This window comes from Janthinobacterium algoris (assembly GCF_051380935.1).
Taxonomy (GTDB): Bacteria; Pseudomonadota; Gammaproteobacteria; order Burkholderiales; family Burkholderiaceae_D; genus Janthinobacterium.
In genome coordinates this window covers 192,095-212,252 of record NZ_JBNYXZ010000001.1, presented here as the reverse complement: position 1 = coordinate 212,252, position 20,158 = coordinate 192,095, and the positions used below count along the sequence as shown (strand labels likewise).

Annotated in this window: 23 protein-coding genes; 5 read left to right on the top strand and 18 right to left on the bottom strand. The window is 58.7% G+C overall.

The window, feature by feature from the left end; all coding sequences use genetic code 11:
• Positions 1 to 194: 194 nt before the first annotated feature.
• The 4 genes from ACQ4W7_RS00960 to ACQ4W7_RS00945 form a co-directional block, all read right to left on the bottom strand.
• Complete coding sequence (locus tag ACQ4W7_RS00960) at positions 195 to 833, bottom strand: peroxiredoxin (protein ID WP_436527832.1); 639 nt, start codon at positions 831 to 833, stop codon at positions 195 to 197.
• A 44-nt stretch (positions 834 to 877) separates the two neighbouring features.
• Positions 878 to 1,444, bottom strand: coding sequence for an RBBP9/YdeN family alpha/beta hydrolase (locus ACQ4W7_RS00955; protein WP_436527830.1), 567 nt, complete (start codon positions 1,442 to 1,444; stop codon positions 878 to 880).
• A 53-nt stretch (positions 1,445 to 1,497) separates the two neighbouring features.
• Positions 1,498 to 2,502 carry a sulfate ABC transporter substrate-binding protein gene (locus ACQ4W7_RS00950; protein WP_436527828.1) on the bottom strand — a complete coding sequence of 335 codons (1,005 nt, stop codon included), beginning with the start codon at positions 2,500 to 2,502 and terminating at the stop codon, positions 1,498 to 1,500.
• A gap of 130 nt (positions 2,503 to 2,632) precedes the next feature.
• Positions 2,633 to 3,016: a diacylglycerol kinase gene (locus ACQ4W7_RS00945; RefSeq protein ID WP_436527826.1), complete on the bottom strand. Its 384-nt coding sequence runs from the start codon at positions 3,014 to 3,016 to the stop codon at positions 2,633 to 2,635.
• A gap of 153 nt (positions 3,017 to 3,169) precedes the next feature.
• Between ACQ4W7_RS00945 and ACQ4W7_RS00940 the strand changes: the two genes are divergently transcribed.
• Complete coding sequence (locus tag ACQ4W7_RS00940) at positions 3,170 to 3,949, top strand: IclR family transcriptional regulator (protein WP_099378009.1); 780 nt, start codon at positions 3,170 to 3,172, stop codon at positions 3,947 to 3,949.
• 33 nt (positions 3,950 to 3,982) lie between these two features.
• Here ACQ4W7_RS00940 and ACQ4W7_RS00935 read toward each other — a convergent pair whose 3' ends face one another.
• The 3 genes from ACQ4W7_RS00935 to ACQ4W7_RS00925 all read right to left on the bottom strand — a co-directional run bounded on the left by ACQ4W7_RS00935 (position 3,983) and on the right by ACQ4W7_RS00925 (position 6,861).
• Positions 3,983 to 5,056: a serine hydrolase gene (locus tag ACQ4W7_RS00935; RefSeq protein WP_436527824.1), complete on the bottom strand. Its 1,074-nt coding sequence runs from the start codon at positions 5,054 to 5,056 to the stop codon at positions 3,983 to 3,985.
• Between the two features lie 176 nt (positions 5,057 to 5,232).
• On the bottom strand, positions 5,233 to 5,952 hold the full coding sequence (locus ACQ4W7_RS00930) for a nitroreductase (protein WP_436527822.1): 720 nt from the start codon (positions 5,950 to 5,952) through the stop codon (positions 5,233 to 5,235).
• 57 nt (positions 5,953 to 6,009) lie between these two features.
• Positions 6,010 to 6,861: a DMT family transporter gene (locus tag ACQ4W7_RS00925; RefSeq protein WP_436528282.1), complete on the bottom strand. Its 852-nt coding sequence runs from the start codon at positions 6,859 to 6,861 to the stop codon at positions 6,010 to 6,012.
• Positions 6,862 to 7,286: 425 nt separating this feature from the next.
• Here ACQ4W7_RS00925 and ACQ4W7_RS00920 point away from each other — a divergent pair, with 425 nt between their 5' ends.
• Entirely contained in the window at positions 7,287 to 7,850 is a 564-nt protein-coding gene (locus ACQ4W7_RS00920) for a phasin family protein (protein WP_426071549.1), read from the top strand.
• Positions 7,851 to 7,966: 116 nt separating this feature from the next.
• Here ACQ4W7_RS00920 and ACQ4W7_RS00915 read toward each other — a convergent pair whose 3' ends face one another.
• The 8 genes from ACQ4W7_RS00915 to ACQ4W7_RS00880 all read right to left on the bottom strand — a co-directional run bounded on the left by ACQ4W7_RS00915 (position 7,967) and on the right by ACQ4W7_RS00880 (position 14,186).
• Positions 7,967 to 8,689, bottom strand: coding sequence for an ABC transporter ATP-binding protein (locus ACQ4W7_RS00915; RefSeq protein WP_426071770.1), 723 nt, complete (start codon positions 8,687 to 8,689; stop codon positions 7,967 to 7,969).
• A gap of 11 nt (positions 8,690 to 8,700) precedes the next feature.
• Positions 8,701 to 9,474: an ABC transporter ATP-binding protein gene (locus ACQ4W7_RS00910; RefSeq protein WP_131689619.1), complete on the bottom strand. Its 774-nt coding sequence runs from the start codon at positions 9,472 to 9,474 to the stop codon at positions 8,701 to 8,703.
• Positions 9,475 to 9,486: 12 nt separating this feature from the next.
• The gene (locus tag ACQ4W7_RS00905; RefSeq protein ID WP_436527820.1) at positions 9,487 to 10,704 is read right to left on the bottom strand and encodes an ABC transporter permease subunit; all 1,218 of its coding nucleotides are present in this window, start codon (positions 10,702 to 10,704) and stop codon (positions 9,487 to 9,489) included.
• A 22-nt stretch (positions 10,705 to 10,726) separates the two neighbouring features.
• Entirely contained in the window at positions 10,727 to 11,656 is a 930-nt protein-coding gene (locus tag ACQ4W7_RS00900) for a branched-chain amino acid ABC transporter permease (protein WP_131689621.1), read from the bottom strand.
• 300 nt (positions 11,657 to 11,956) lie between these two features.
• On the bottom strand, positions 11,957 to 12,904 hold the full coding sequence (ispH, locus tag ACQ4W7_RS00895; protein ID WP_426071545.1) for a 4-hydroxy-3-methylbut-2-enyl diphosphate reductase: 948 nt from the start codon (positions 12,902 to 12,904) through the stop codon (positions 11,957 to 11,959).
• A gap of 10 nt (positions 12,905 to 12,914) precedes the next feature.
• Positions 12,915 to 13,370, bottom strand: a complete 456-nt coding sequence (locus ACQ4W7_RS00890) for an FKBP-type peptidyl-prolyl cis-trans isomerase (protein WP_034747468.1) — start codon at positions 13,368 to 13,370, stop codon at positions 12,915 to 12,917.
• A 127-nt stretch (positions 13,371 to 13,497) separates the two neighbouring features.
• Entirely contained in the window at positions 13,498 to 13,767 is a 270-nt protein-coding gene (locus ACQ4W7_RS00885; protein ID WP_426071543.1) for a hypothetical protein, read from the bottom strand.
• A gap of 17 nt (positions 13,768 to 13,784) precedes the next feature.
• Positions 13,785 to 14,186 carry a hypothetical protein gene (locus tag ACQ4W7_RS00880; protein WP_436527816.1) on the bottom strand — a complete coding sequence of 134 codons (402 nt, stop codon included), beginning with the start codon at positions 14,184 to 14,186 and terminating at the stop codon, positions 13,785 to 13,787.
• 339 nt (positions 14,187 to 14,525) lie between these two features.
• On the opposite strand from ACQ4W7_RS00880, the gene radC reads away from it, so the two are divergent.
• The 3 genes from radC to rpmG all read left to right on the top strand — a co-directional run bounded on the left by radC (position 14,526) and on the right by rpmG (position 15,883).
• On the top strand, positions 14,526 to 15,200 hold the full coding sequence (gene radC, locus ACQ4W7_RS00875) for a RadC family protein (RefSeq protein WP_436528280.1): 675 nt from the start codon (positions 14,526 to 14,528) through the stop codon (positions 15,198 to 15,200).
• Positions 15,201 to 15,456: 256 nt separating this feature from the next.
• A complete protein-coding gene (gene rpmB / locus ACQ4W7_RS00870; RefSeq protein WP_010400928.1) occupies positions 15,457 to 15,693 on the top strand; it encodes a 50S ribosomal protein L28 in 237 nt (78 codons plus the stop codon).
• 22 nt (positions 15,694 to 15,715) lie between these two features.
• Positions 15,716 to 15,883, top strand: coding sequence for a 50S ribosomal protein L33 (gene rpmG, locus ACQ4W7_RS00865; protein ID WP_010400929.1), 168 nt, complete (start codon positions 15,716 to 15,718; stop codon positions 15,881 to 15,883).
• Positions 15,884 to 16,022: 139 nt separating this feature from the next.
• Here the strand turns inward: rpmG and ACQ4W7_RS00860 are convergent, their stop codons facing one another.
• From ACQ4W7_RS00860 to ACQ4W7_RS00850, 3 genes are all read right to left on the bottom strand, one after another.
• Positions 16,023 to 17,192, bottom strand: coding sequence for a DesA family fatty acid desaturase (locus ACQ4W7_RS00860; protein WP_436527814.1), 1,170 nt, complete (start codon positions 17,190 to 17,192; stop codon positions 16,023 to 16,025).
• A 172-nt stretch (positions 17,193 to 17,364) separates the two neighbouring features.
• Complete coding sequence (locus ACQ4W7_RS00855) at positions 17,365 to 18,723, bottom strand: mechanosensitive ion channel family protein (RefSeq protein ID WP_426071540.1); 1,359 nt, start codon at positions 18,721 to 18,723, stop codon at positions 17,365 to 17,367.
• 111 nt (positions 18,724 to 18,834) lie between these two features.
• The gene (locus tag ACQ4W7_RS00850) at positions 18,835 to 20,154 is read right to left on the bottom strand and encodes an RsmB/NOP family class I SAM-dependent RNA methyltransferase (protein WP_426071539.1); all 1,320 of its coding nucleotides are present in this window, start codon (positions 20,152 to 20,154) and stop codon (positions 18,835 to 18,837) included.
• Between the last annotated feature and the right edge of the window lie 4 nt (positions 20,155 to 20,158).

Genomic DNA, 20,158 nt, shown 5'->3' with positions numbered 1-20,158 from the left:
TGCTGATGCTGCAGACATAGAAACCCCTTCTTATTACATTTTTGAGTTATAGGGCGCAATAATCACATGCAATCGTTATAAAAAGAACTAACCATTTCTCATTTGCTTAGATGGATTTTGCATACTTGCCCACCGAATCGTTGGGCGAAAAAAAACGCACCAGCGAGGTGCGTTTTTTGTTGGAGTGGCAATTTTTATTTATTGGGTTGTGGTGTCAGGCGGAGATATGGCTTGGCGGCCGTAAAGCCCTTCGGATACTTCTGCTTGATCACGTCCGGGTCTTGCACGGTCAAGGGAATGATGACGTCGTCGCCATCTTTCCAGTTGCCGGGCGTGGCCACCGTATAGCCGTCCGTCAGTTGCAGGGCGTCGAGGACGCGCAGGATTTCATTGAAGTTGCGGCCCGTGCTCAGCGGATACGTGAGGATCAGCCGTACTTTCTTGTTCGGGTCAATGATGAAGACGGAGCGCACGGTGGCCGTGACGGATTGCTCCGGGTGGATCATGTCGTACAGCACCGACACTTTCTTGTCGACGTCGGCGATGATGGGGAAGCCCACCACCGTGTTTTGCGTCTCTTCGATATCCTTGATCCAGCTCTTGTGCGACTCGGCCGCGTCCACCGACAGGGCGATGGCCTTCACGTTGCGCTTGTCGAATTCCGGCTTGAGCTTGGCCGTCAGGCCCAGTTCCGTCGTGCACACGGGCGTAAAGTCGGCCGGGTGGGAAAACAGCACCACCCAGGAGTCGCCAGCCCACTCATGGAACTTGAGCGTGCCGATCGAGCTGTCTTGTTCAAAATCAGGGGCGACATCGCCCAGGCGTAAAGTCATCGTGATCTCCTTGTGAAGTTGTGTGGCTATGGATATTCGTCGAATCAGGCTGCCTGACGGTGGCGTTTGTGGCTTTGCGCCAGATCAAACAGTGTTTGCAGTTGCGCCTGGCCATAGACCCAGTCACCAAGGCGCGACTCGGCGTTGATATGGCCCAGCGCACCGCCATCAATATACTTGCAATTCCAGCGCCGTGCCCACTGCGCCGCGTGCTCGGCCGTCATCCACGGGTCCGTCTGACTGGCGATCAATATGCCGGGACACGGCAAGCGCTTTTGCGGCAAGGCTTGCGCCACGCCAAACTTGTCCGGATCGGCCGGCCCCACCAGCAGCACGCCGGCCACGCCGTGCGGGTCGCGGGCCAGGCTGTGCGCCGTCGTCAAACAGCCAAAGCTGTGGGCAACGATCAGGGTCGGGCGCGCATCTTGCCACCGCACCTGGTCCAGGCGCGCCGACCAGGTGGCCAGGTCAGGTGCGTTCCAGTCGTCCTGCTCGACCCGTTCGAATTGCGGATACAGGCGCTGCCAGCGACTCTGCCAATGCTCGGGACCGCTGTTATGCAAGCCCGGCACGATCAGTACCCGGTAATCGGAAAAGCTGCGCAGCGCCATGATGGATCCCTTTTGGTAGCAGTCTGGCAACCGTTCCCGATTGCCATCCGATATTATTTAGGCTGGTAGATCTGGTCGAAGATGCCGCCGTCGGCAAAGTGTGCCTTTTGCGCCGTCGTCCAGCCACCGGCCACTTGCTCGATGGTGAACAGCTTGACCTTGGCGAACTGCGATGCGTATTTCTTCGACGCCTTGTCCGTGGCCGGACGGTAGTAATTCTTGGCGATGATATCTTGCGCTTCGTCCGTGTACAGGTAGTTCAGGTAAGCCTCGGCCACCTTGCGCGTACCGTGCTTGTCGGCAAACTTGTCCACAACGGCGACGGGTGGCTCAGCCAGGATGCTGACGGAAGGCGTGATGATGTCGAACTTGGTCGGGCCCAGTTCCTTGACGGCCAAGTAAGCCTCATTTTCCCAGGCGATCAGCACGTCGCCGATGCCACGTTCGACGAAGGTGGTGGTGGCGCCGCGCGCGCCGGAATCGAGCACGGGCACGTTTTTATACAGCTTGCCGAGGAAATCCTTGGCCTTGGCTTCGTTGCCGCCCGGCTGGCGCAAGGCATAGCCCCAGGCTGCCAAATGATTCCAGCGGGCGCCGCCCGAGGTTTTCGGATTCGGCGTGATGACGGAGACGCCCGGCTTGATCAAGTCATTCCAATCCTTGATGCCTTTCGGATTGCCCTTGCGCACGAGGAACACGATGGTCGAGGTGTAAGGCGAGCTGTTGTGCGTCAAGCGTTTTTGCCAGTCGGCGGCCAGCAACTTGTGCTCGGCCAGCGCATCGATGTCGTAGGCCAGGGCCAGGGTCACCACGTCCGCTTCCAGGCCGTCGATGACGGCGCGCGCCTGCTTGCCGGAACCGCCATGCGATTGCTTGATCTTGACGTTGTCACCCGTCTTGCCTTTCCACTCCTTGGCAAATGCCGTGTTCACATCCTGGTACAGCTCACGCGTCGGGTCATACGACACGTTGAGCAGGGTGATATCGGCAGCCTGCGCCGTTTGCAGAATGGCAAACGCGCTGACGGCGGCGGCAATGATGATTTTTTTCGACAGCATCTAAGATCCCCGTGTGGTTGAACTTTCAGAGCCACCAGATTACGGCGCTATGGCCGCAAAGAGAAGGAAGCGTTTCGCCGTTTGATATGCGTTTTTCGCATATGGACGGCGAACAACGGGGATTTAGCGGTTAATAAAAGCGGTTGAACAGCACCACGGACCACGTGGCGAAGGCCAGGATGCAAGTCAGCAACACGGCGGCGCTGCCGAAGTCCTTGGCGTTTTTCGACAGCGGATGAAGCTCTAGCGAAATACGGTCGACCACGGCTTCCAACGCGGAATTGATCAATTCGACGATCAATACCAGCAGCAGCACGCCGATCAACAGCAGTTTTTCAAAGGCGGAGATGCGCAGCAGCAAGGCGATCAGCGTGCCGACGAAGAACAGGCCCAGTTCCTGGCGAAACGCGTGTTCATGACGCCAGGCCGCCTTCAAGCCGTCGAGCGAGTAGAAAAAGGCGGAAAAAATCCGTTTCAAGCCACTTTTGCTCTTGAATTCATTGACAGGTTGCATAGTTTTCCATGGTTCAAAGTACGTCCAGCCGCCAATTATGAGGGCCAACATGAGAATTGTGACAATTTATTCGCTGAATATCTCGGAACATTTCACTATTTTTTCACATCATGGTATAAAGAAGCATGAATACTGCATTGCACCAAATCCATCATGAAAATTGAACCGGTCGCTGCCCCGAAGACGACGATCCAGGTGATCGAACGCATGGTCGCCCTGCTCGATGCCCTGGCCAAATATTCCGACCCGGTCAGCCTGAAGGAATTGTCCAAGGTATCCGGCTTGCACCCCTCGACGGCGCACCGCATCCTCAACGACATGGTGCTGACGCGCTTTGTCGACCGCATCGAACCGGGTACGTACCGCCTGGGCATGCGCCTGCTGGAACTGGGCAATGTGGTGAAAAGCCGCCTCAGCGTACGCGAAGCGGCGCTGGACTTCATGCGCCAGTTGCACAAGAAAACCCAGCAAACCATCAACCTGTCCGTGCGCCAGGGCGACGAGATCGTCTACATCGACCGCGCCTTTTCCGAGCGCTCGGGCATGCAAGTGGTGCGCGCCATCGGTGGCCGCGGCCCGCTGCACCTGACCTCGACAGGCAAACTGTTCCTCTCCGTCGACGAGCCGAAAGCCATCCGCGCGTATGCCACGCGCACGGGCTTGGCCGGACACAACAAGAATTCCATCACGGATCTGCAAAAGCTCGAACGCGAGCTGAGCCTGGTGCGCGAGCGCGGCTATGCGCGCGACAATGAAGAGCTGGAACTGGGCGTGCGCTGTATGGCCGCCGGCATCCGCGACGATACAGGCAAGCTGATCGCCGGCCTGTCGATTTCCGCGCCGGCCGACCGCCTGCAAGATGAGTGGCTGGTCGACTTGGTCGAGACGGCGAACCAGATTTCCGTCACCTTGGGATTTATACCCCAAGAGTAAAAATACAGGGCAGCAATGCCGCCCGGTACATTCTTAACCGCCAGGCAGGCTCATGTTGGCAGGCTTGAGAGCCTCCAGCCACTTGCGCATGCGCCCCGCATCGGCCGTGCGCGACTGTTTCCCCTTGGAATCGAGGAAGACCATGATCACGGCCCGTCCTTCGATGACGGCCTGCATCATCAAGCAGCGGCCCGCCTCGTTGATGAAGCCCGTCTTTTGCAAGCCGATTTCCCAGCCCGGGTTGGCCACCAGGTGATTCGTATTGCCAAACTGCATGGGCTGGCCGCTGGCTTCGACGATGGCTTTCGGGTCCGTCGAGTACTCGCGCAGCAGCGGATGGCGAAAGGCGGCCATGGCCAGCTTGCCCAGGTCGCGCGCGCTGGCCACATTCATTTTCGACAAACCGCTGGAATCGACGTAATGCGTATCGAGCATGCCCAGCTGGCGCGCCTTGCTGTTCATGGCGTCGACAAACGATGGCAAGCCGCCCGGATAATTGCGGCCCAGCGCCGAGGCGGCTCGGTTTTCCGAGCTCATCAAGGCGATATGCAACATATTCGCGCGCGTCAATTGTGAGCCCACTTTCAGGCGGGAGCTGCTGAACTTGGCGCGGTCGACGTCCTCGTCCATGATCGTCAGCACTTCATCCATGTCCTGGCGCGCTTCGACCACCACCAGACCCGTCATCATCTTGGTGATGGAGGCGATGGGCAAGGCGACATTGGAATTCTTTTCAAACAGCACCTCCGAATTGGCCTGGTCCAGCACCAGCGCCACGCTCGATTTGAGGTCGAGCGGATCGCGCGTGAGGTTCAGGCCAGCAAGGTCGCCCATGGTGGGCATCGGTGCGGCCATGGGCACGGCCACGCTGCTGACTTTCTGATAGATGACTTTGCGTTTGCCGCGCACCATGACGACCCGGCGCACGCTCTTGTCGCGCGGCGCGGCCGTCGCGCCCTTGCGCAACACCACTTTGACTTTCTTGGTATTGTATTTCTTGGAGGCTGAGGATTTGCCGTTCGCTTCCTTGGCCTGCACGGCCGCAACCGGCGCCAACGCAAACAGCAGGGAAGCCAGGATACCCAGCGCAAGTTTAAACTTAGCCATTCGATAATTCCCCGTGAAGCTGTTGCCCTATTGCAGTGTAGCGAAATGCAGAGTAATCGCAAGCCAATTTAACAGTTAGGACAGTATTTATTGCAGCAACGAAATACAAATCGTTAGCGATCAGAAAACAATCTCATCCTTAACCGGCTGTTTGCCTGTGCAGATTGCTGGCGTGTCTATTTGTCCATGAATTTAACAAAGCCGGCCAGCGGCTCGCGTTCCGTGCTCAAGCGGTTCTCGATCTTATCCGGGTCGGCATAGCCGAGCGCCATGCCGCACACTACCATTTCACTGGCCGGCACGCCCAGTTCCTCGCGGATGATGTCATGGTAATGGATGAAGGCCGCTTGCGGGCAGGTATCGAGTCCCCGCGCACGCGCCGCCAGCATGATGTTTTGCAAGAACATGCCGTAGTCGAGCCAGGAACCCTGTTCCAGCACCCGCTCGATGGTAAAGATCAGGCCGACGGGCGCATCGAAAAACTGGAAATTGCGTCCATGCTGGGCCGCCATGCCGGCCGTGTCGCCCCGCTCCAGGCCCAGCAGCTGATACAGGTCCAGGCCGATCTTGCGGCGGCGCTCGATGAACGGCGCCGTCCACTGGCGCGGGTAATAGATATACGACGCCATGCGCGCGGGTGCATCGGGCGCTTTCGGCGCGGCATAGGCGGCGAGGATGCGGCGCGACAGGCGCAGGCGCGCTTCGCCCGACAGCACATACACTTTCCACGGCTGCATGTTGGCACCCGAGGGCGCGCGCGCCGCCACTTCCAGGATGCGCGCGATATCGTCCTGCGCCACCGGCGTGGGCAGGAAGGCGCGGATAGAACGGCGCGACACGATGACGGCGTCCACGGCTTGCTGCGTCGACGGTGTTTCAGATGCTTGCTTGCTCACTGCCCTGCTCTCCCGCTTGTTATCTGCTTGTTCTCTGCTTGTTCTCTACCTGATGCGCTATTTCTTGACCACAAACACCACGCCGACCACGGCCACCAGCATGCCGGCGATACCCAGCATATTAAATGCTTCGCCAAACATCAGCCAGGCCATCACGGCCGTCGTGGGCGGCGTCAGGTACAGCAAGCCCGTCACTTTCGTGGCATCGCTGCGGCGGATCAGGGCGAACAGCAGGAAGATGGCGCCGATGGATAACACAAGTACCGACCACAGCAAGGCGCCAATAAAATTCGCCGTCCATTGCACACTGCTGAAATGCCAATCCAGTCCTTCGTAATACAGGGCAAACGGCAACACCACCACGATAGAGGCGGCAAACTGCACTACCGTGCCGGTGCGCAAGTCGAATTGGGGACAGTGGCGTTTTTGATACATGGTGCCGGCCGTCATCGACAGCAAGGCAAACACGCACAGCAGCACGCTTTCCACGGTCAGCCCCACGAGGTTGATCTTGGCATACACGACCAGGGCCACGCCCAGCAGGCCAAAGAATAGGCCCAGCCACTGGCGCGGACGCACGGATTCGCCGATCAGGGGCGCGGCGCACGCCGTCAGCACGGGCTGCATGCCCACGATCAACGCGCTCAAACCGGCTGGCATGCCCAGTTTGATGGCACACCATACGCCAGCCAGATAGCCAGCCTGCATCAGGATGCCGGCCACGGCGATCTGGCGGAACTGTCCCACGGGCCATGGCGCGCGCAACAGCAACACCAGCGGCAGCAGGATCAGCAGCACGCCCAGAAAGCGCAGCAACAGGAAGGTCAGCGGCGGCGCGTACGGCAGGCCGAACTTGGCGACAATAAAACCTGTGCTCCATAACAACACGAAGAAGCCGGGCAAGGCCATCGGCGCCAGCGTCGTCAAAAAAGCAGCTTTGGGGGCTTTACCGCTGGTGCCAGACGCGGCGGGAAGATTGGACATGGTATCAACTCGGGAAACGGGGTCGGCACCGGGACACGACGCCAGTGCGGGAGCCAAGTCTAGCATGCTGCGCCGCGATCGCCCCTGCCGCCCCTGGAAACAGCAGTTTTCGCGCAAACCATTAACACACAGAAATCAAATATTTCTCTTTAGAAACAATGGCTTTTGATGCAAATCTATTCAATTGTTGCATCGCACAAGAATCGCTTGACTTCGTTTTTTTTCACCGTAGAATAGGGTTTGTTGCGTTGCACAATTCTTGTTCAGCTTGAAAAATTTAGATTCACCTGCTTTCCCAAACGGTACACGCAGCATCAAATTAACCAGATTTCGATTTTTTGGAGATTTATATGTTTTCAATTCCTGAGCAATTTTCGTCCGCTACCAAAGCCAACCTGGAAGCCCAATTCGCCTTGTTCTCGTCGCTGACGGGCAAAGCCTTCGAAGGCATCGAAAAGATCGTCGAACTGAACCTGACCGCTGCCAAGGCGACCCTGGAAGAATCGACTGCCGCCGCCAAGCAATTGCTGTCGGCAAAAGATCCACAAGAATTCTTTTCGCTGAGCGCTGCTCAAGCCCAACCTAGCGCCGAAAAAGCCATCGCTTACGGCCGTCACCTGGCTGCCATCACGTCCGGCACGCAAGCCGAGTTCAGCAAAGCTGCTGAATCGCAAATCGCTGAAACCAACCGCAAAGTGCTGTCCCTGGTGGAAGAAGTCACCAAGAACGCGCCAGCCGGTTCGGAAAACGCCGTCGCCATCCTGAAAAGCGCCATCGGCAATGCCAATGCAGGCTACGAGCAATTCTCGAAAACCAGCAAGCAAGCCGTCGAAGCCATCGAGGCGAATCTGACATCGGCAGTGAACCAGTTCACGCAAGCGGCTGAAAAAGTCGTGCCGCGCACTGCCAAGTAATTCTTGCGCGACCGCTCCGGCGGTCCGTTGTTACCAGCTCCTCCAGGCATCCATCCCGCACTTCTCCGACGGATGCCATTATGCCCCAGCCCAGCTGGGGCATTTTTTATGCGCTATTACTCCCCCAGATACGCTGCCTTCACGCGCGGGTCATCGAGCATGGCGGCCGCGTTGCCGCCCATGGTGACCAGCCCGGAATCCATCACATAGCCGCGGTGCGCCGCTTGCAGGGCCAGGCGGGCATTTTGTTCGACCAGCAAAATCGTGATGCCTTCGGACGAGACCTTGCGGATCACCTCGAAGATTTTCTCGACCATGATGGGCGACAAGCCCATCGATGGCTCATCGAGCAGCAGCAGTTTCGGATGGCTCATCAGCGCGCGCGCCATGGCCAGCATCTGCTGCTCGCCGCCCGACAGGGTGCCGGCCATCTGCGCCGCCCGCTCCTTCAGGCGCGGAAACACGTCGAACCATTTCTCGATATCGGCCTCGACACCCACCTTGTCCGTACGCGTGTAAGCGCCCATCATGAGGTTTTCGCGGATCGACATACGGGTAAACACGCCGCGCCCTTCCGGTACCATGGCCAGTCTCCTTTCCACCAAATGAAACGATTTCGTGCCCTTGAGCGATTCGCCCAGGTAGCTGATCGTGCCTTCGACCTTGCAGGCCGGCAACGTGCCCGTGATGGCTTTCAAGGTCGTCGTCTTGCCGGCGCCGTTCGCGCCGATCAGGGCGATCAGCTCGCCCTGGTTGACTTCCAGGTCGATGCCTTTCACCGCCTTGATGCCGCCGTAAGCCACGTGCAGGCCCGCGACCTTGAGTACGTTGTTGTTCAAGCCATTGTTAGTCATGCGTGCGATCCCCCCAGGTAAGCCTCGATGACGGCCGGGTTTTGTTGTATTTCGGCCGGCAATCCTTCGGCGATGCGCTTGCCATATTCGAGCACCGTGATGCGGTCGCACAGTCCCATCATCAGCTTCACGTCATGCTCGATCAACAGCACGGTCTTGCCTTCGGCCTTGATTTTTACCAGCAACTCGCGCAGGGCCAGCTTTTCCGTCGCATTCATGCCGGCCGCCGGCTCATCGAGGGCCAGCAGGGTCGGGTCGGTGGCCAGCGCGCGGGCGATTTCCAGGCGCCGCTGGTCACCATATGATAAAAAGCGCGCCGTCCGGTTGGCGAACTGGGCGATGCCGACGAAATCGAGCAGCTCCATGGCCCGCCGGCGGATGGACGCTTCTTCCTCGCGCGCCGCCTTATGGCGGAAGATGGCGCCGAACACACCCTGGTGCGAGCGCACATGGCGCCCCACCATGACGTTTTCCAGCGCCGTCATGTCGCCAAACAGGCGGATATTCTGGAAGGTACGGGCGATGCCCGCCTTGGCCACCTTGTGCGGCGCCGACGGCGAATACGGTTTGCCGGCCAGCTCGAAGGTGCCCGTGTCGGGCTGGTACAGACCGGTGATGACGTTGAAGAAAGTGGTCTTGCCGGCACCGTTCGGGCCGATCAAGCCGTAGATCTGCCCTTGCCGGATGGTAATGCCCACGTCGGTCAGCGCCTGCAGGCCGCCGAAACGTTTATTCACGCCGGCAATATTGAGAATGATCTGTTCGCTCATGCTATCCCTCCCTTAAGCGGACACGACGCCGGTTGATTTATTCGGCTGGTCCACATCGTGGTCGGGCCGGTCTTCGTGCTTCGGCGATGGCCACAGGCCGGCAGGACGGTTGAGCATGATCAAGACCATGGCCAGGCCGTACAGCAACTGGCGCAGCACTTCCGCTTCGATCACCACGTGACCGAAGAGCGCCTGCTGGGCCGGCTCCACCACGTGGCGCAGCACTTCCGGTATCGAAGCGAGGATCACGCCGCCGAGGATCACGCCGGGGATATGCCCGATGCCGCCCAGCACCACCATGGCCAACACGGCGATCGATTCCGTCAGTGAAAACGATTCGGGCGAAACAAAGCCCTGGAACGAGGCAAACATGGCGCCAGCCACGCCACCGAACGAGGCGCCCATGGAGAAGGCCAGCAATTTCACGTTGCGCGTATTGATGCCCATGGCTTTCGCGGCGATCTCGTCTTCGCGGATGGCCACCCAGGCGCGGCCCAGGCGCGAATGCTGGAGCCGCTTGGTGACGAACACCACGGCGATGCACAGGAAGAGGAACAAAAAGTAATAGGCGTTCACGGAAGGCATGGAAAAGCCGCCGACCACGACGGTGCTGTTGGTGCCAGCCTCGCCCGCCAGGTTGACGCCGAAGATGCGGATCGGATCGATCAGATTGATGCCTTGCGGCCCATTCGTGAAATTGATCGGGTCGTTCAAATTGTTCATGAAGATACGGATGATCTCGCCAAAGCCCAGGGTCACGATGGCCAGATAGTCGCCGCGCAGTTTCAGCGTCGGCGCGCCCAGCAAGGCGCCGAACAGGCCGGCAACAAAGGCGGCCAGCGGCACGATGATCCAGATCGACAGACGGATACCGTTTTCACGAATTTCCGGCCCCATCAGCTGCACCAGGGTTTCGCCCAGCACGGGATACTGATTCACCACCGATTCGAGCAGGATGGCGAACTGCGGCGACGCCAGCAAGGCCGTCAGGTAGGCGCCCACGGCATAGAAGGCGATGTAGCCGAGGTCGAGCAGGCCGGCAAAGCCGACGACGATGTTCAGGCCCAGGGCCAGCATGATGTACAGCAAGGCCATGTCGATGATGCGCACCCACGAGTTGCCGAACTGCGCGGCAAAAAAAGGGAACACCATCAGCAGCACGGCCAGGCCCAGCATGCCGGCGTAGGCCTTGGCGGGATTCTTTTTTGCGTCGAAATCGAGTAATGCCATGATTTAATCTCCCAGTTTCACGTCAGGCGCGGTCGGCAACGCGTTCGCCCATGATGCCGGACGGGCGCAGGGTCAGCACGATGATCAGCACGACGAAGGCAAAGATATCCTGGTAGTGGCTGCCCAGGAAGCCGCCCGTGATGTCGCCGATATAGCCAGCGCCCAGGCTCTCGATAATGCCCAGCAAGATACCGCCCAGCATGGCGCCATAAATATTGCCGATGCCGCCCAGCACGGCTGCGCAAAAGGCTTTCAAACCGGGGATGGCGCCCATGGAAAACTGGATGGACGCATAATTGGCGCCCCACATCACGCCCGCCACGGCCGCCAGCGCGGCGCCGATGGCAAAGGTGGCGACGATGACCTTGTCAGAATCGACGCCCATGAGACCGGCCACGCGGGGGTTTTCCGCCGTGGCGCGCATGGCGCGGCCCATTTTCGTTTTTTCTACCAGCAACACCAAACCCCCCATCGACAGGGCAGCCAGGGCCAGCAGCAGCACTTGCGTTTGCGAAATCACGGCGCCACCTATGTTGATGGGGTCGGTCGACAGCAATTGGGGAAAGGGCAAGGGATTGCGCGTCCAGATCATCATGGCAAAGGTTTGCAGCAGGATCGAGACGCCGATGGCGGTAATCAGGGGGGCGAGGCGGGGGGCGTTGCGCAGGCGGCGGTAGGCGACCCGCTCGATGATGATGTTGACCAGAATACAGATGGGTATGGCGCCGAGGATGGCGGTGGCCAGTTTCAGGTAGCCGGGCCAGTCCGGCACATAAATGCCCAGCAGCTTGAGGATGCTCAAGCCCACCATGGCACCGATCATGAGCACATCGCCGTGGGCGAAGTTAATCAGGTTCAAGACGCCGTACACCATCGTGTAACCGAGGGCGACTAAGGCGTACATGCTGCCCAGCACCAAGCCGTTAATGATCTGCTGGATGAATGTATCCATGATTGCCCGCCCTATCAAATATGCATTTTTCGGGAACAACTTCCGCCAGAATATGGGTCGCTGATACAAAAACGGCACCGGAGGAAGAATTCCTGCAGTGCCATCCCTGGACCGTTCTCACCAGCATGATGCACGCACTGAAAACGGGCGTGGCCTTGCTTAGTCATAACGACAACATATTCAAGCTTGAGGCAATCATAACGATCTTTTGCAAAAACTAAGCTTGGAATAAATCGATCATTTCCGAATTAAATTCGGCTTTGAGGTAAATATTTCATCGATACACAATATCCAACAGACTCAGGCGACGTCGCGCTTGAGGCCATCGAGACCTTTCGGCATCGGAAACGTCACGGCTTCCTGCACGCCATCGAGCGGGCGCACGCTCTTCACGCCGCACTCTTTCAAGCGGTCGATGACGGCTTGCACCAGCACCTCGGGCGCCGAGGCGCCAGCCGTCACACCCACGCGCAGCTTGCCTTCCAGCCAGGCGGGGTCGATCTGCGAGGCATTATCGACCATGTAGGCAGGCGTGCCCATCTTCTCGGCCACTTCGCGCAAGCGGTTCGAATTCGAGCTGTTCGGGCTGCCCACGACGATCACCACTTCCACTTGCGGCGCCATGAATTTCACGGCTTCCTGGCGGTTGGTGGTGGCGTAGCAGATGTCACCTTTTTTCGGTTCAGCGATGTTCGGATATTTCAGCTTCAACGCCTCAATAATGTCGCGAGTGTCGTCAACTGACAACGTTGTTTGCGAAACATAGGCCAGGCTTTCCGGATTGGCAACCTGCAATGCCGCCACATCGTCGAGCGTTTCCACCAGATGCATGCCCCTATCGGCCTGGCCCATCGTGCCTTCCACCTCTGGGTGACCATCGTGGCCGATCATAATGATCTCGCGACCCTCACGGCGCATCTTGCCCACTTCCATGTGCACCTTGGTGACCAGCGGGCAAGTTGCATCAAAAATGTTGAGGCCGCGCGATTCCGCCTCTGCGCGCACGGCTTTCGACACGCCATGCGCGGAAAACACGAGCGTATTGCCAGCAGGCACGTCATCGAGGTCGTCGATGAAGATAGCGCCCTTGTTGCGCAAGTCGGCCACCACATAGGCGTTGTGGACGATTTCATGGCGCACATAGATCGGTGCGCCAAATTGTTGCAAGGCGCGCTCGACAATTTCAATCGCCCGGTCGACGCCAGCGCAGAAACCGCGGGGCTGGGCCAGTAACAGTTCTTTATCCATCGCTATTCCTTCACAGCACCGAAATGAGCTTGACTTCAAAGCGCAGCGGCTGGCCGGCCAGCGGATGATTGAAGTCGAACAGAGCCGAGTCGTCGCGCAATTCGCGCAGCACGCCGGCAAAGCGGCCACCGCCCGGTGCCGCGAAGTCGACCAGGTCACCGATCTTGTAGTCGGCGCCCGGCACCGAGTTCTCGTCCAAGGTCGCGCGCGAAACCGACTGCACCAGCTCGGGATTGCGCTCGCCAAAGCCTTCGCCAGCAGCCAGCTCGAACGTCTGGTGCGTGCCTTCAGGCAAGCCCAGCAGTCGCTGCTCAAGGAATGGCGCCAACTGGCCCTGTCCCAGCATCAAGGTCGCGGGATTGCCGCTGAAGGTCGTGACAATATCAGTACCGTCAACAGTAGCAAGACGATAATGCAAGGTGAGGTAAGCCGCTTCGGTGACGACTGCTGGTTGCTCGTTGGACATAGTAGTTTTCAAGTAACTGGTGCAAAACGATATTGTAAGCCACCCTGAGCCAGCGCGCCCCATGCCATCTCGGCGCGGCCATGCTTTTGTCAAAAAACATGGCCGCGCCCGCATCACCTGCCATCTATCAGACGTTGACGTACGTCAACCCGCCAGACGTGCTGGCGTGATTGCCGAAGCCCGAGCTGTCTTTCAGGTTGCCGTCAAGCTTCCAGCGTCCCACGGCCCGGTTCACGATGCCGTACTGGCCATAGTCATACACTTCCTTGGGCGTCAGCACGCGGTCATACGGGATGACGTCCGACAACTGCCAGGCCGGCGTGCCTTGCTCCAGCGCATCCACAGTGCGGCCGATCACCAAAGGCGTGCCGATGGAGTGCACGAATGGCTTTGCCATCTTGTTTCCCTGGTACATCAAGAAAGCGTCAACGTACAGGCTGATGGAGCCGTCATGCTTGACGGTATAGGTGCAGCGGAACCAGCGGTTGGCGATAGCAAGGTTTTCATCACGCCGAAGCACGGCTTGGGCGGCGGCGGGCGGTTGCCGTCGTCACCGCGCAAGGCATTCCAGACCGCCTCGCGTTGATTATTGCGCGCCGGCGCCTGCAACAGGTTCCAGCCCTGCTTTTCCATATCTCCAGCCGTATTCCAGCACCAGAAACTGGCCAACTGCACGCCTGCGCGTCGGATGGCGCTCAGCATGGCGTGCAGATTATCTTGCCGTACAGCATCTTGCAGAGCCAGTTCCTGGCTCCTGGCCACACCGAAGCTGCCGATGTAATACGGTTTGCCCAGGGCCTTGGCAGCACGCTGCATCACTTGCAGATAAGCCAGCGAAGACGAGACGAAGTCCGCTGGCAGATCCGCGCTGCTGTCCAGGCGGCGATGCCGGCGTGGTTGCTGTAACGCTGCGCAAAAGCCTGGGCAAAGGCTCGCATGTAGCGACGTGTTTTCGACTGTGGATTGCTCAGTGCAGCGCGCGCGGCAGCGGCCTGCTCGTCTTTTGTAGCGTCAAAATACCCCGCCAGGACATCTTGGCTTGTGTTTTTTTAATAGGATTCGCCATAAAGAAGAGCTAGCGCAGCATGGCCATGTCGGGAAGACGCCACAATTCTCGGCAGGCGCCGCCATTACCTGAGCGGCAGGGGAGGCATGATGGGCATCAAGGATTGGCCGGCCCGCGAACGGCCACGCGAACGTTTGATCGCGGATGGCGCGCACTCGCTGTCGGATGCGGAATTGCTGGCCGTCTTCCTGCGCACTGGCGTGCGCGGCAAGAGCGCGGTGGAACTGGCGCGCGACACGGTGGAACACTTCGGTTCGCTGCGGGGATTGTTCGGCGCCAGCCTCGAGAGTTTTTCCGCCGTGCATGGCATGGGCAGTGCCAAGTTTGCCCAACTGCAAGCCGTGCTGGAATTGGCGCGGCGCGCCATCATCGAGGACTTGCAGGCGGGCCTGGCCCTCAGTTCGCCGCATGCCGTCAAAGACTATTTGCGCCTGACCCTGGGCAACCTGCCGCATGAAGCATTTCACGTGTTGTTTTTGGACGTCAAGAACCGCCTGATCACCACCCGCGAAATGTTTCGTGGCACCCTCACCCACACCAGCGTGTATCCGCGCGAAGTGGTCAAGCAGGCGCTGCTGCACAACGCGGCCAGCGTCATGCTGGCCCACAATCACCCGTCCGGTACGCCCGAACCCAGCGAATCGGATTTATTGTTGACGCGCGCGCTGGTCCAGGCCTTGTCGCTGGTGGACGTGCGCATTCTTGACCATTTCGTCGTAGCCGGGCGGCAAGTGCATTCGTTTGCCGAGCACGGCCAGATCTAACGCAGATGCGCGATGGCGGCGGCCAAATGCCAGTTAACCATTGTAAACAAGGACATACGTAAAAACGCCAGGCTGCTTATCTAGCAGTAAACACACTGGTTTACAAGCGCTCGCCCCATGAAAACACGTCAAAGTCAAATTGTTAAATTATTTCAATACAACATGACACAATTGTTTTTCGCAAGTCATTGATAAATCTGCTTATTTTGGATATACTCTCGTTTTTCCAATTTGGAATATCTTTAAGGAGTGCGCCATGGCACGTGTTTGCCAAGTCACTGGGAAGAAGCCGATGGTCGGCAACAATGTTTCCCATGCAAACAACAAAACCAAACGTCGTTTTTTGCCTAACTTGCAGAATCGTCGTATTTTTGTTGAATCTGAAAACCGCTGGGTCTCCCTGCGTTTGTCCAACGCCGGTCTGCGCGTCATCGATAAAGTCGGCATCGACGCCGTATTGGTCGATATGCGCGCTCGTGGCGAAAAAGTCTAATTAGCAGAATAAGGGAGCTATCATGGCAAAATCAGGCCGCGACAAAATCAAGTTAGAATCGACCGCCGGTACGGGTCACTTCTACACGACTACCAAAAACAAGCGTACGACGCCTGCGAAAATGGAGATCATGAAATTTGATCCTAAAGCACGCAAGCACGTAACGTACAAAGAAACCAAAATCAAGTAATTGATATTGTGTTCTGTAAAAAGAGCCGCTCCGATGAGCGGTTTTTTTTCGCCCTGATTTTCAGCCGGCTCCCTCCCACTTTGCCTGGACGAAAAAAAGGCCCTGGAAACCAGGGCCTTGATATACAGCAGCAGCTTACTTATGCATAACTACGCAGGCGCAAGGAAAAATCCTGCAGCGACTGGATGCCCGACGCTTCAGCGCGCGCGCACCAGTCTTGCAGCTTCTGCAGCAATTGCTCGCGCGTAAAGTGGGAACGCTCCCAGATGGCGCCCAGTTCCACACGCATGTGGTGCATGGTTTCCAGCGCCTTGCTGTGCTGGAACAATTCCGACAACTGCTTGTGATGCGCATCGGCCAGCTTGCCCGGCTCGCGTTGCATCAACTTGCGCGACGATTTCAGGAAACGCTTTTCCAGTTCCGCCTTGTGCTTCAGGTGTTCCAGCTCTTCCTTCCAGGCATGCTTGATCGATTTCGCGTACTTGGCCATCACGTCATAGCGGTTGGCGATGACCGATTGCAAGGTCTCGAAGTCCGCTTCCAGCTTGCCGTGCGAGAACTTCGGTTCTGGCGCCAGCTTTTTCACCTTGGCCAGGCCCAGCATTTCCAGCGCGCGGATGTACGCCCAGCCGATATCGATTTCATACCATTTCGACGACAGCTTGGCCGACGTCGCATATGTATGGTGATTGTTGTGCAACTCTTCGCCGCCGATCAGGATGCCGAACGGAATGATGTTGGTGGCCGCGTCCGCGCAGTCATAGTTGCGGTAACCCCAGTAGTGGCCGATGCCGTTGATGATGCCAGCTGCCGTGATGGGTATCCACATCATTTGCACGGCCCACACGGATATGCCGATCACGCCGAACAAAACGAAATTGATGACGAACAGCGACACCACGCCCAGCCAGCTGTATTTGGTATACAGATTGCGTTCGATCCAGTCCGTCGGCGTGCCGTGGCCGTACTTGGCCATGGTTTCCATGTTCTTCGATTCAGCGCGGTACAGCTCGGCACCTTCCCAGAAGACTTTTTTGATGCCGCGCGTCACGGGGCTGTGCGGATCTTCTTCCGTATCGCACTTGGCGTGGTGTTTGCGGTGGATGGCCGCCCATTCCTTGGTGACCTGGCCCGTCGTCAGCCACAGCCAGAAACGGAAGAAATGGCTGGGAATGGCGTGCAATTCCAGCGCCCGGTGGGCCTGGTGGCGGTGCAGGTAAATCGTGACGCTGGCAATCGTGATATGCGTGACCACCATGGTGTACAGGAAAATTTGCCATGCGGACAGATCGGTAATGCCAGTTGCCATGAACTGCAAAACGTCGTGTAAAACAGAACTCAATGTCATTACTACTACTCCAAGTGGTCAGGGCATGGGCACGGTCGCTCCAGTGACTCTGGAGGTCCGGCAGAGTTAATTTTAGGCGTGATTGTACGCCCTAATGGGTGTTATCAGGCAAAATCGGAAGCAGGCAGCGAGGTTAAGGCTGGGTGCCGGATGGCGCGGACTCACCCTCTGCCGCGCCCGCGAGCGGGGCAGGAGGCGTACCAACAATACGTAATTCGCGTTGCGGAAACGGTACAGTGACTTTATGTTCCTGCAAGGTGCGCCAGATGGCGCGGTTCACATTCGACTTCACGCCGCCGGTGCCGTTTTCCGGGTCCGCGATCCAGAAGCCGATCTGCACGTCGAGCCCGTCGGCGCCGAAACGCACGAGTGTGGCCGATGGCGGATTGCTTTGCGACACACGCGGCACCTTGGCAGTCGCCGCTTCCAGCAAGGGGAAGATGACATCGATATCCGTTTCATAGCCCACCGATACGGCCGTCGACAGCCAGACCATGCGGTTACTCAGCGACATGTTCTGCACGCCGCCTGAAATCAGCATTTCATTCGGCACGATGGATTCAACGCCATCGCCACCCAATAACACAGTATAGCGCGTATTGATTTGCGTGACTTTTCCCGTGAACTGGCCGACAGTGATCATGTCGCCGATGGTCAGGCTACGATCGAGCAGGATGATAAAGCCGGACACAAAGTTCGCGGCGATCTTTTGCAAGCCAAAGCCCAGCGCCACGCCAAAGGCGCCGCCAAACACGGACAGCACCGTCAGGTCGATGCCCACCAGCGACAGGCTGACCAGCACCGAAACGAGGATCAGCACGGCGCGCCCCATGCGCGACAGCACCACGCGCAAGGAGGTGTGCAGACCCTGCATTTTCATCAGGCGCTCGTCGAGCGAGGTGCCGGCCCACATGGCCAGCACCAGCAGCACGGCCACCGACATAGCGGCTTGCAAGATGGCAGCCACGGAGACCTTGTTGCGTCCCAGCGGCACGACGATGCTTTCCAGGAAGGCATGCAGTTCCGGCCACAGGCCCGTGATATACAAGGCCATGCCAGCCCACACCACGACCGTGAAAATCTTTTCCAGCAGCAACATGGTCGGGCTGATGTCGCCATGGCGGGCAAAAATGCGGCGCAGCACATAAAAACCGAAGCGTACCAGCGCCATCGAGGTGCACAGGGGGATGGCAATACTGAGCAGATTCACCGACTGGAACTTGGCCAGGAAATGTTGCGCAATGCCCAGCAGCATGGCCGCCAGCACGGGCGTCAGGATGCGGATGAAACTGTCCGTGCGCTGCAAGGTTTCCGGCGTAGCCGGGACCGCAGCCGCTTCCGCCCGCTGGTGCAGGAATTCGCGCAACTGCCGCACCAGCAACCAGCTCAGGGCCAGGCAAGCGACGATGACCAGCGCCTGCCACAGGATGGCCGGTTGACGGAAATCATTGACAAAATCGGTGATCAGGTTGAGCAGCGGGGTTTGGTTCATGGCAGATGGGGGCTGGAAGGTGGGACGGACGGGCGGTGTGCCCATGCCGCCAGGCGGGCTGGCGGCATTGAAAGCCGCCACTGCAAGGTGCAGCGGCGACCCGTGACAGGCTTACTCGGCTTGTTCAGCGTCAACGTCGTCGGCCGGTTTCTCATCGGCGTAGACTTTTTTCGGCATGATCTTGCGCTCGAACACAGCGGCGAAGAAGCCGTCGGTATGGTGCAGGTGTGGCAACAATTTCAGGTAATCGCCCATTTCCAGCTCGATCTTCTGTTCGGCCAGCACCTTGTTCATCGGCACCAGGGTGAAGTCCGGATGCGCCGCCAGGAATTGCTCGGCGATAAAATCGTTTTCTTCGTTCAGGAGGCTGCAGGTGGCGTACACCAGACGGCCGCCGCCCTTGACCAGGCGCGCCGCGCCGGCCAGGATGGCTGCCTGCTTGGCTTGCAGCTCGACGATGGAGTTCGGCTGCTGGCGCCATTTCACATCCGGATTGCGGCGCAGGGTGCCCAGGCCGCTGCACGGGGCATCGACCAGCACGCGGTCGATCTTGCCGGCCAGACGCTTGATCTTGGCATCGCGCTCATGCGCGATCTGCACCGGATGCACGTTCGACAGGCCGCTGCGGGCCATGCGCGGCTTCAGCTTGGCCAAACGCTTTTCCGACACGTCAAACGCATACAAACGGCCCGTGTTGCGCATCAGCGCACCCAGCGCCAGGGTCTTGCCGCCCGCGCCGGCACAGAAATCGACCACCATCTCGCCGCGCTTGGCGCCGACGATCTGCGACAGGATCTGGCTGCCTTCATCTTGCACTTCGATGGCGCCACTCTGGAACAAAGGCATGTTTTGCAGCGAAGGCTTCTTGATCACGCGCAAACCCAGCGGCGCATATGGCGTCGGGGTGCTGAGGATCGGTGCTTCGGCCAGGGCCAGCATCACGTCTTCACGCGTGGCCTTGAGCGAATTGACGCGCAAGTCCAGCGGCGCCGGCGCGTTCAAGGCATCGGCCAGCTTCATGGTTTCCGCTTCGCCGAACTGGGCGATCAGCTTGTCGAACAGCCATGTCGGCATGTTGGCGCGCATGTTCGCCGGCATCAGGCTGCGGTCGATCTGCGTGATGCGTTCCAGCCATTCGACTTCTTCTTCCGTCAAGCCGCCCAGGGAGTCGGCACCGACCGCTTCGGCCAGGCCGAGGATGGTCAGGCGGCGCATGGTGGGGCCACTGCCCGCTTCGGCGAAATCGGTAAAGAACGATTTGTTGCGCAGCACGGCATAAATGCCTTCGGCGATGGCGCCGCGTTCGCGCGAACCGAGGCGCGGATGGTCGCGGAAATAGCGCGACAGGGTGGTGTCGGCCGGGGCCGTGAAACGTAAAATTTCGCGCAATACTTCTTCAGCATTGGCAAGTATCGCTGGTGGCAATCTCATTGTT

Bases quoted from the DNA above. Each gene is read 5' to 3' on its own strand.
- ACQ4W7_RS00960 (WP_436527832.1), bottom strand. From the start codon at position 833: ATGACTTTACGCCTGGGCGATGTCGCCCCTGATTTTGAACAAGACAGC.
- ACQ4W7_RS00955 (WP_436527830.1), bottom strand. From the start codon at position 1,444: ATGGCGCTGCGCAGCTTTTCCGATTACCGGGTACTGATCGTGCCGGGC.
- ACQ4W7_RS00950 (WP_436527828.1), bottom strand. From the start codon at position 2,502: ATGCTGTCGAAAAAAATCATCATTGCCGCCGCCGTCAGCGCGTTTGCC.
- ACQ4W7_RS00945 (WP_436527826.1), bottom strand. From the start codon at position 3,016: ATGCAACCTGTCAATGAATTCAAGAGCAAAAGTGGCTTGAAACGGATT.
- ACQ4W7_RS00940 (WP_099378009.1), top strand. From the start codon at position 3,170: ATGAAAATTGAACCGGTCGCTGCCCCGAAGACGACGATCCAGGTGATC.
- ACQ4W7_RS00935 (WP_436527824.1), bottom strand. From the start codon at position 5,056: ATGGCTAAGTTTAAACTTGCGCTGGGTATCCTGGCTTCCCTGCTGTTT.
- ACQ4W7_RS00925 (WP_436528282.1), bottom strand. From the start codon at position 6,861: ATGGCCTTGCCCGGCTTCTTCGTGTTGTTATGGAGCACAGGTTTTATT.
- ACQ4W7_RS00920 (WP_426071549.1), top strand. From the start codon at position 7,287: ATGTTTTCAATTCCTGAGCAATTTTCGTCCGCTACCAAAGCCAACCTG.
- ACQ4W7_RS00910 (WP_131689619.1), bottom strand. From the start codon at position 9,474: ATGAGCGAACAGATCATTCTCAATATTGCCGGCGTGAATAAACGTTTC.
- ACQ4W7_RS00905 (WP_436527820.1), bottom strand. From the start codon at position 10,704: ATGGCATTACTCGATTTCGACGCAAAAAAGAATCCCGCCAAGGCCTAC.
- ACQ4W7_RS00900 (WP_131689621.1), bottom strand. From the start codon at position 11,656: ATGGATACATTCATCCAGCAGATCATTAACGGCTTGGTGCTGGGCAGC.
- ispH (WP_426071545.1), bottom strand. From the start codon at position 12,904: ATGGATAAAGAACTGTTACTGGCCCAGCCCCGCGGTTTCTGCGCTGGC.
- ACQ4W7_RS00890 (WP_034747468.1), bottom strand. From the start codon at position 13,370: ATGTCCAACGAGCAACCAGCAGTCGTCACCGAAGCGGCTTACCTCACC.
- ACQ4W7_RS00885 (WP_426071543.1), bottom strand. From the start codon at position 13,767: ATGGCAAAGCCATTCGTGCACTCCATCGGCACGCCTTTGGTGATCGGC.
- ACQ4W7_RS00880 (WP_436527816.1), bottom strand. From the start codon at position 14,186: ATGCAGCGTGCTGCCAAGGCCCTGGGCAAACCGTATTACATCGGCAGC.
- radC (WP_436528280.1), top strand. From the start codon at position 14,526: ATGGGCATCAAGGATTGGCCGGCCCGCGAACGGCCACGCGAACGTTTG.
- rpmB (WP_010400928.1), top strand. From the start codon at position 15,457: ATGGCACGTGTTTGCCAAGTCACTGGGAAGAAGCCGATGGTCGGCAAC.
- rpmG (WP_010400929.1), top strand. From the start codon at position 15,716: ATGGCAAAATCAGGCCGCGACAAAATCAAGTTAGAATCGACCGCCGGT.
- ACQ4W7_RS00860 (WP_436527814.1), bottom strand. From the start codon at position 17,192: ATGGCAACTGGCATTACCGATCTGTCCGCATGGCAAATTTTCCTGTAC.
- ACQ4W7_RS00855 (WP_426071540.1), bottom strand. From the start codon at position 18,723: ATGAACCAAACCCCGCTGCTCAACCTGATCACCGATTTTGTCAATGAT.
- ACQ4W7_RS00850 (WP_426071539.1), bottom strand. From the start codon at position 20,154: ATGAGATTGCCACCAGCGATACTTGCCAATGCTGAAGAAGTATTGCGC.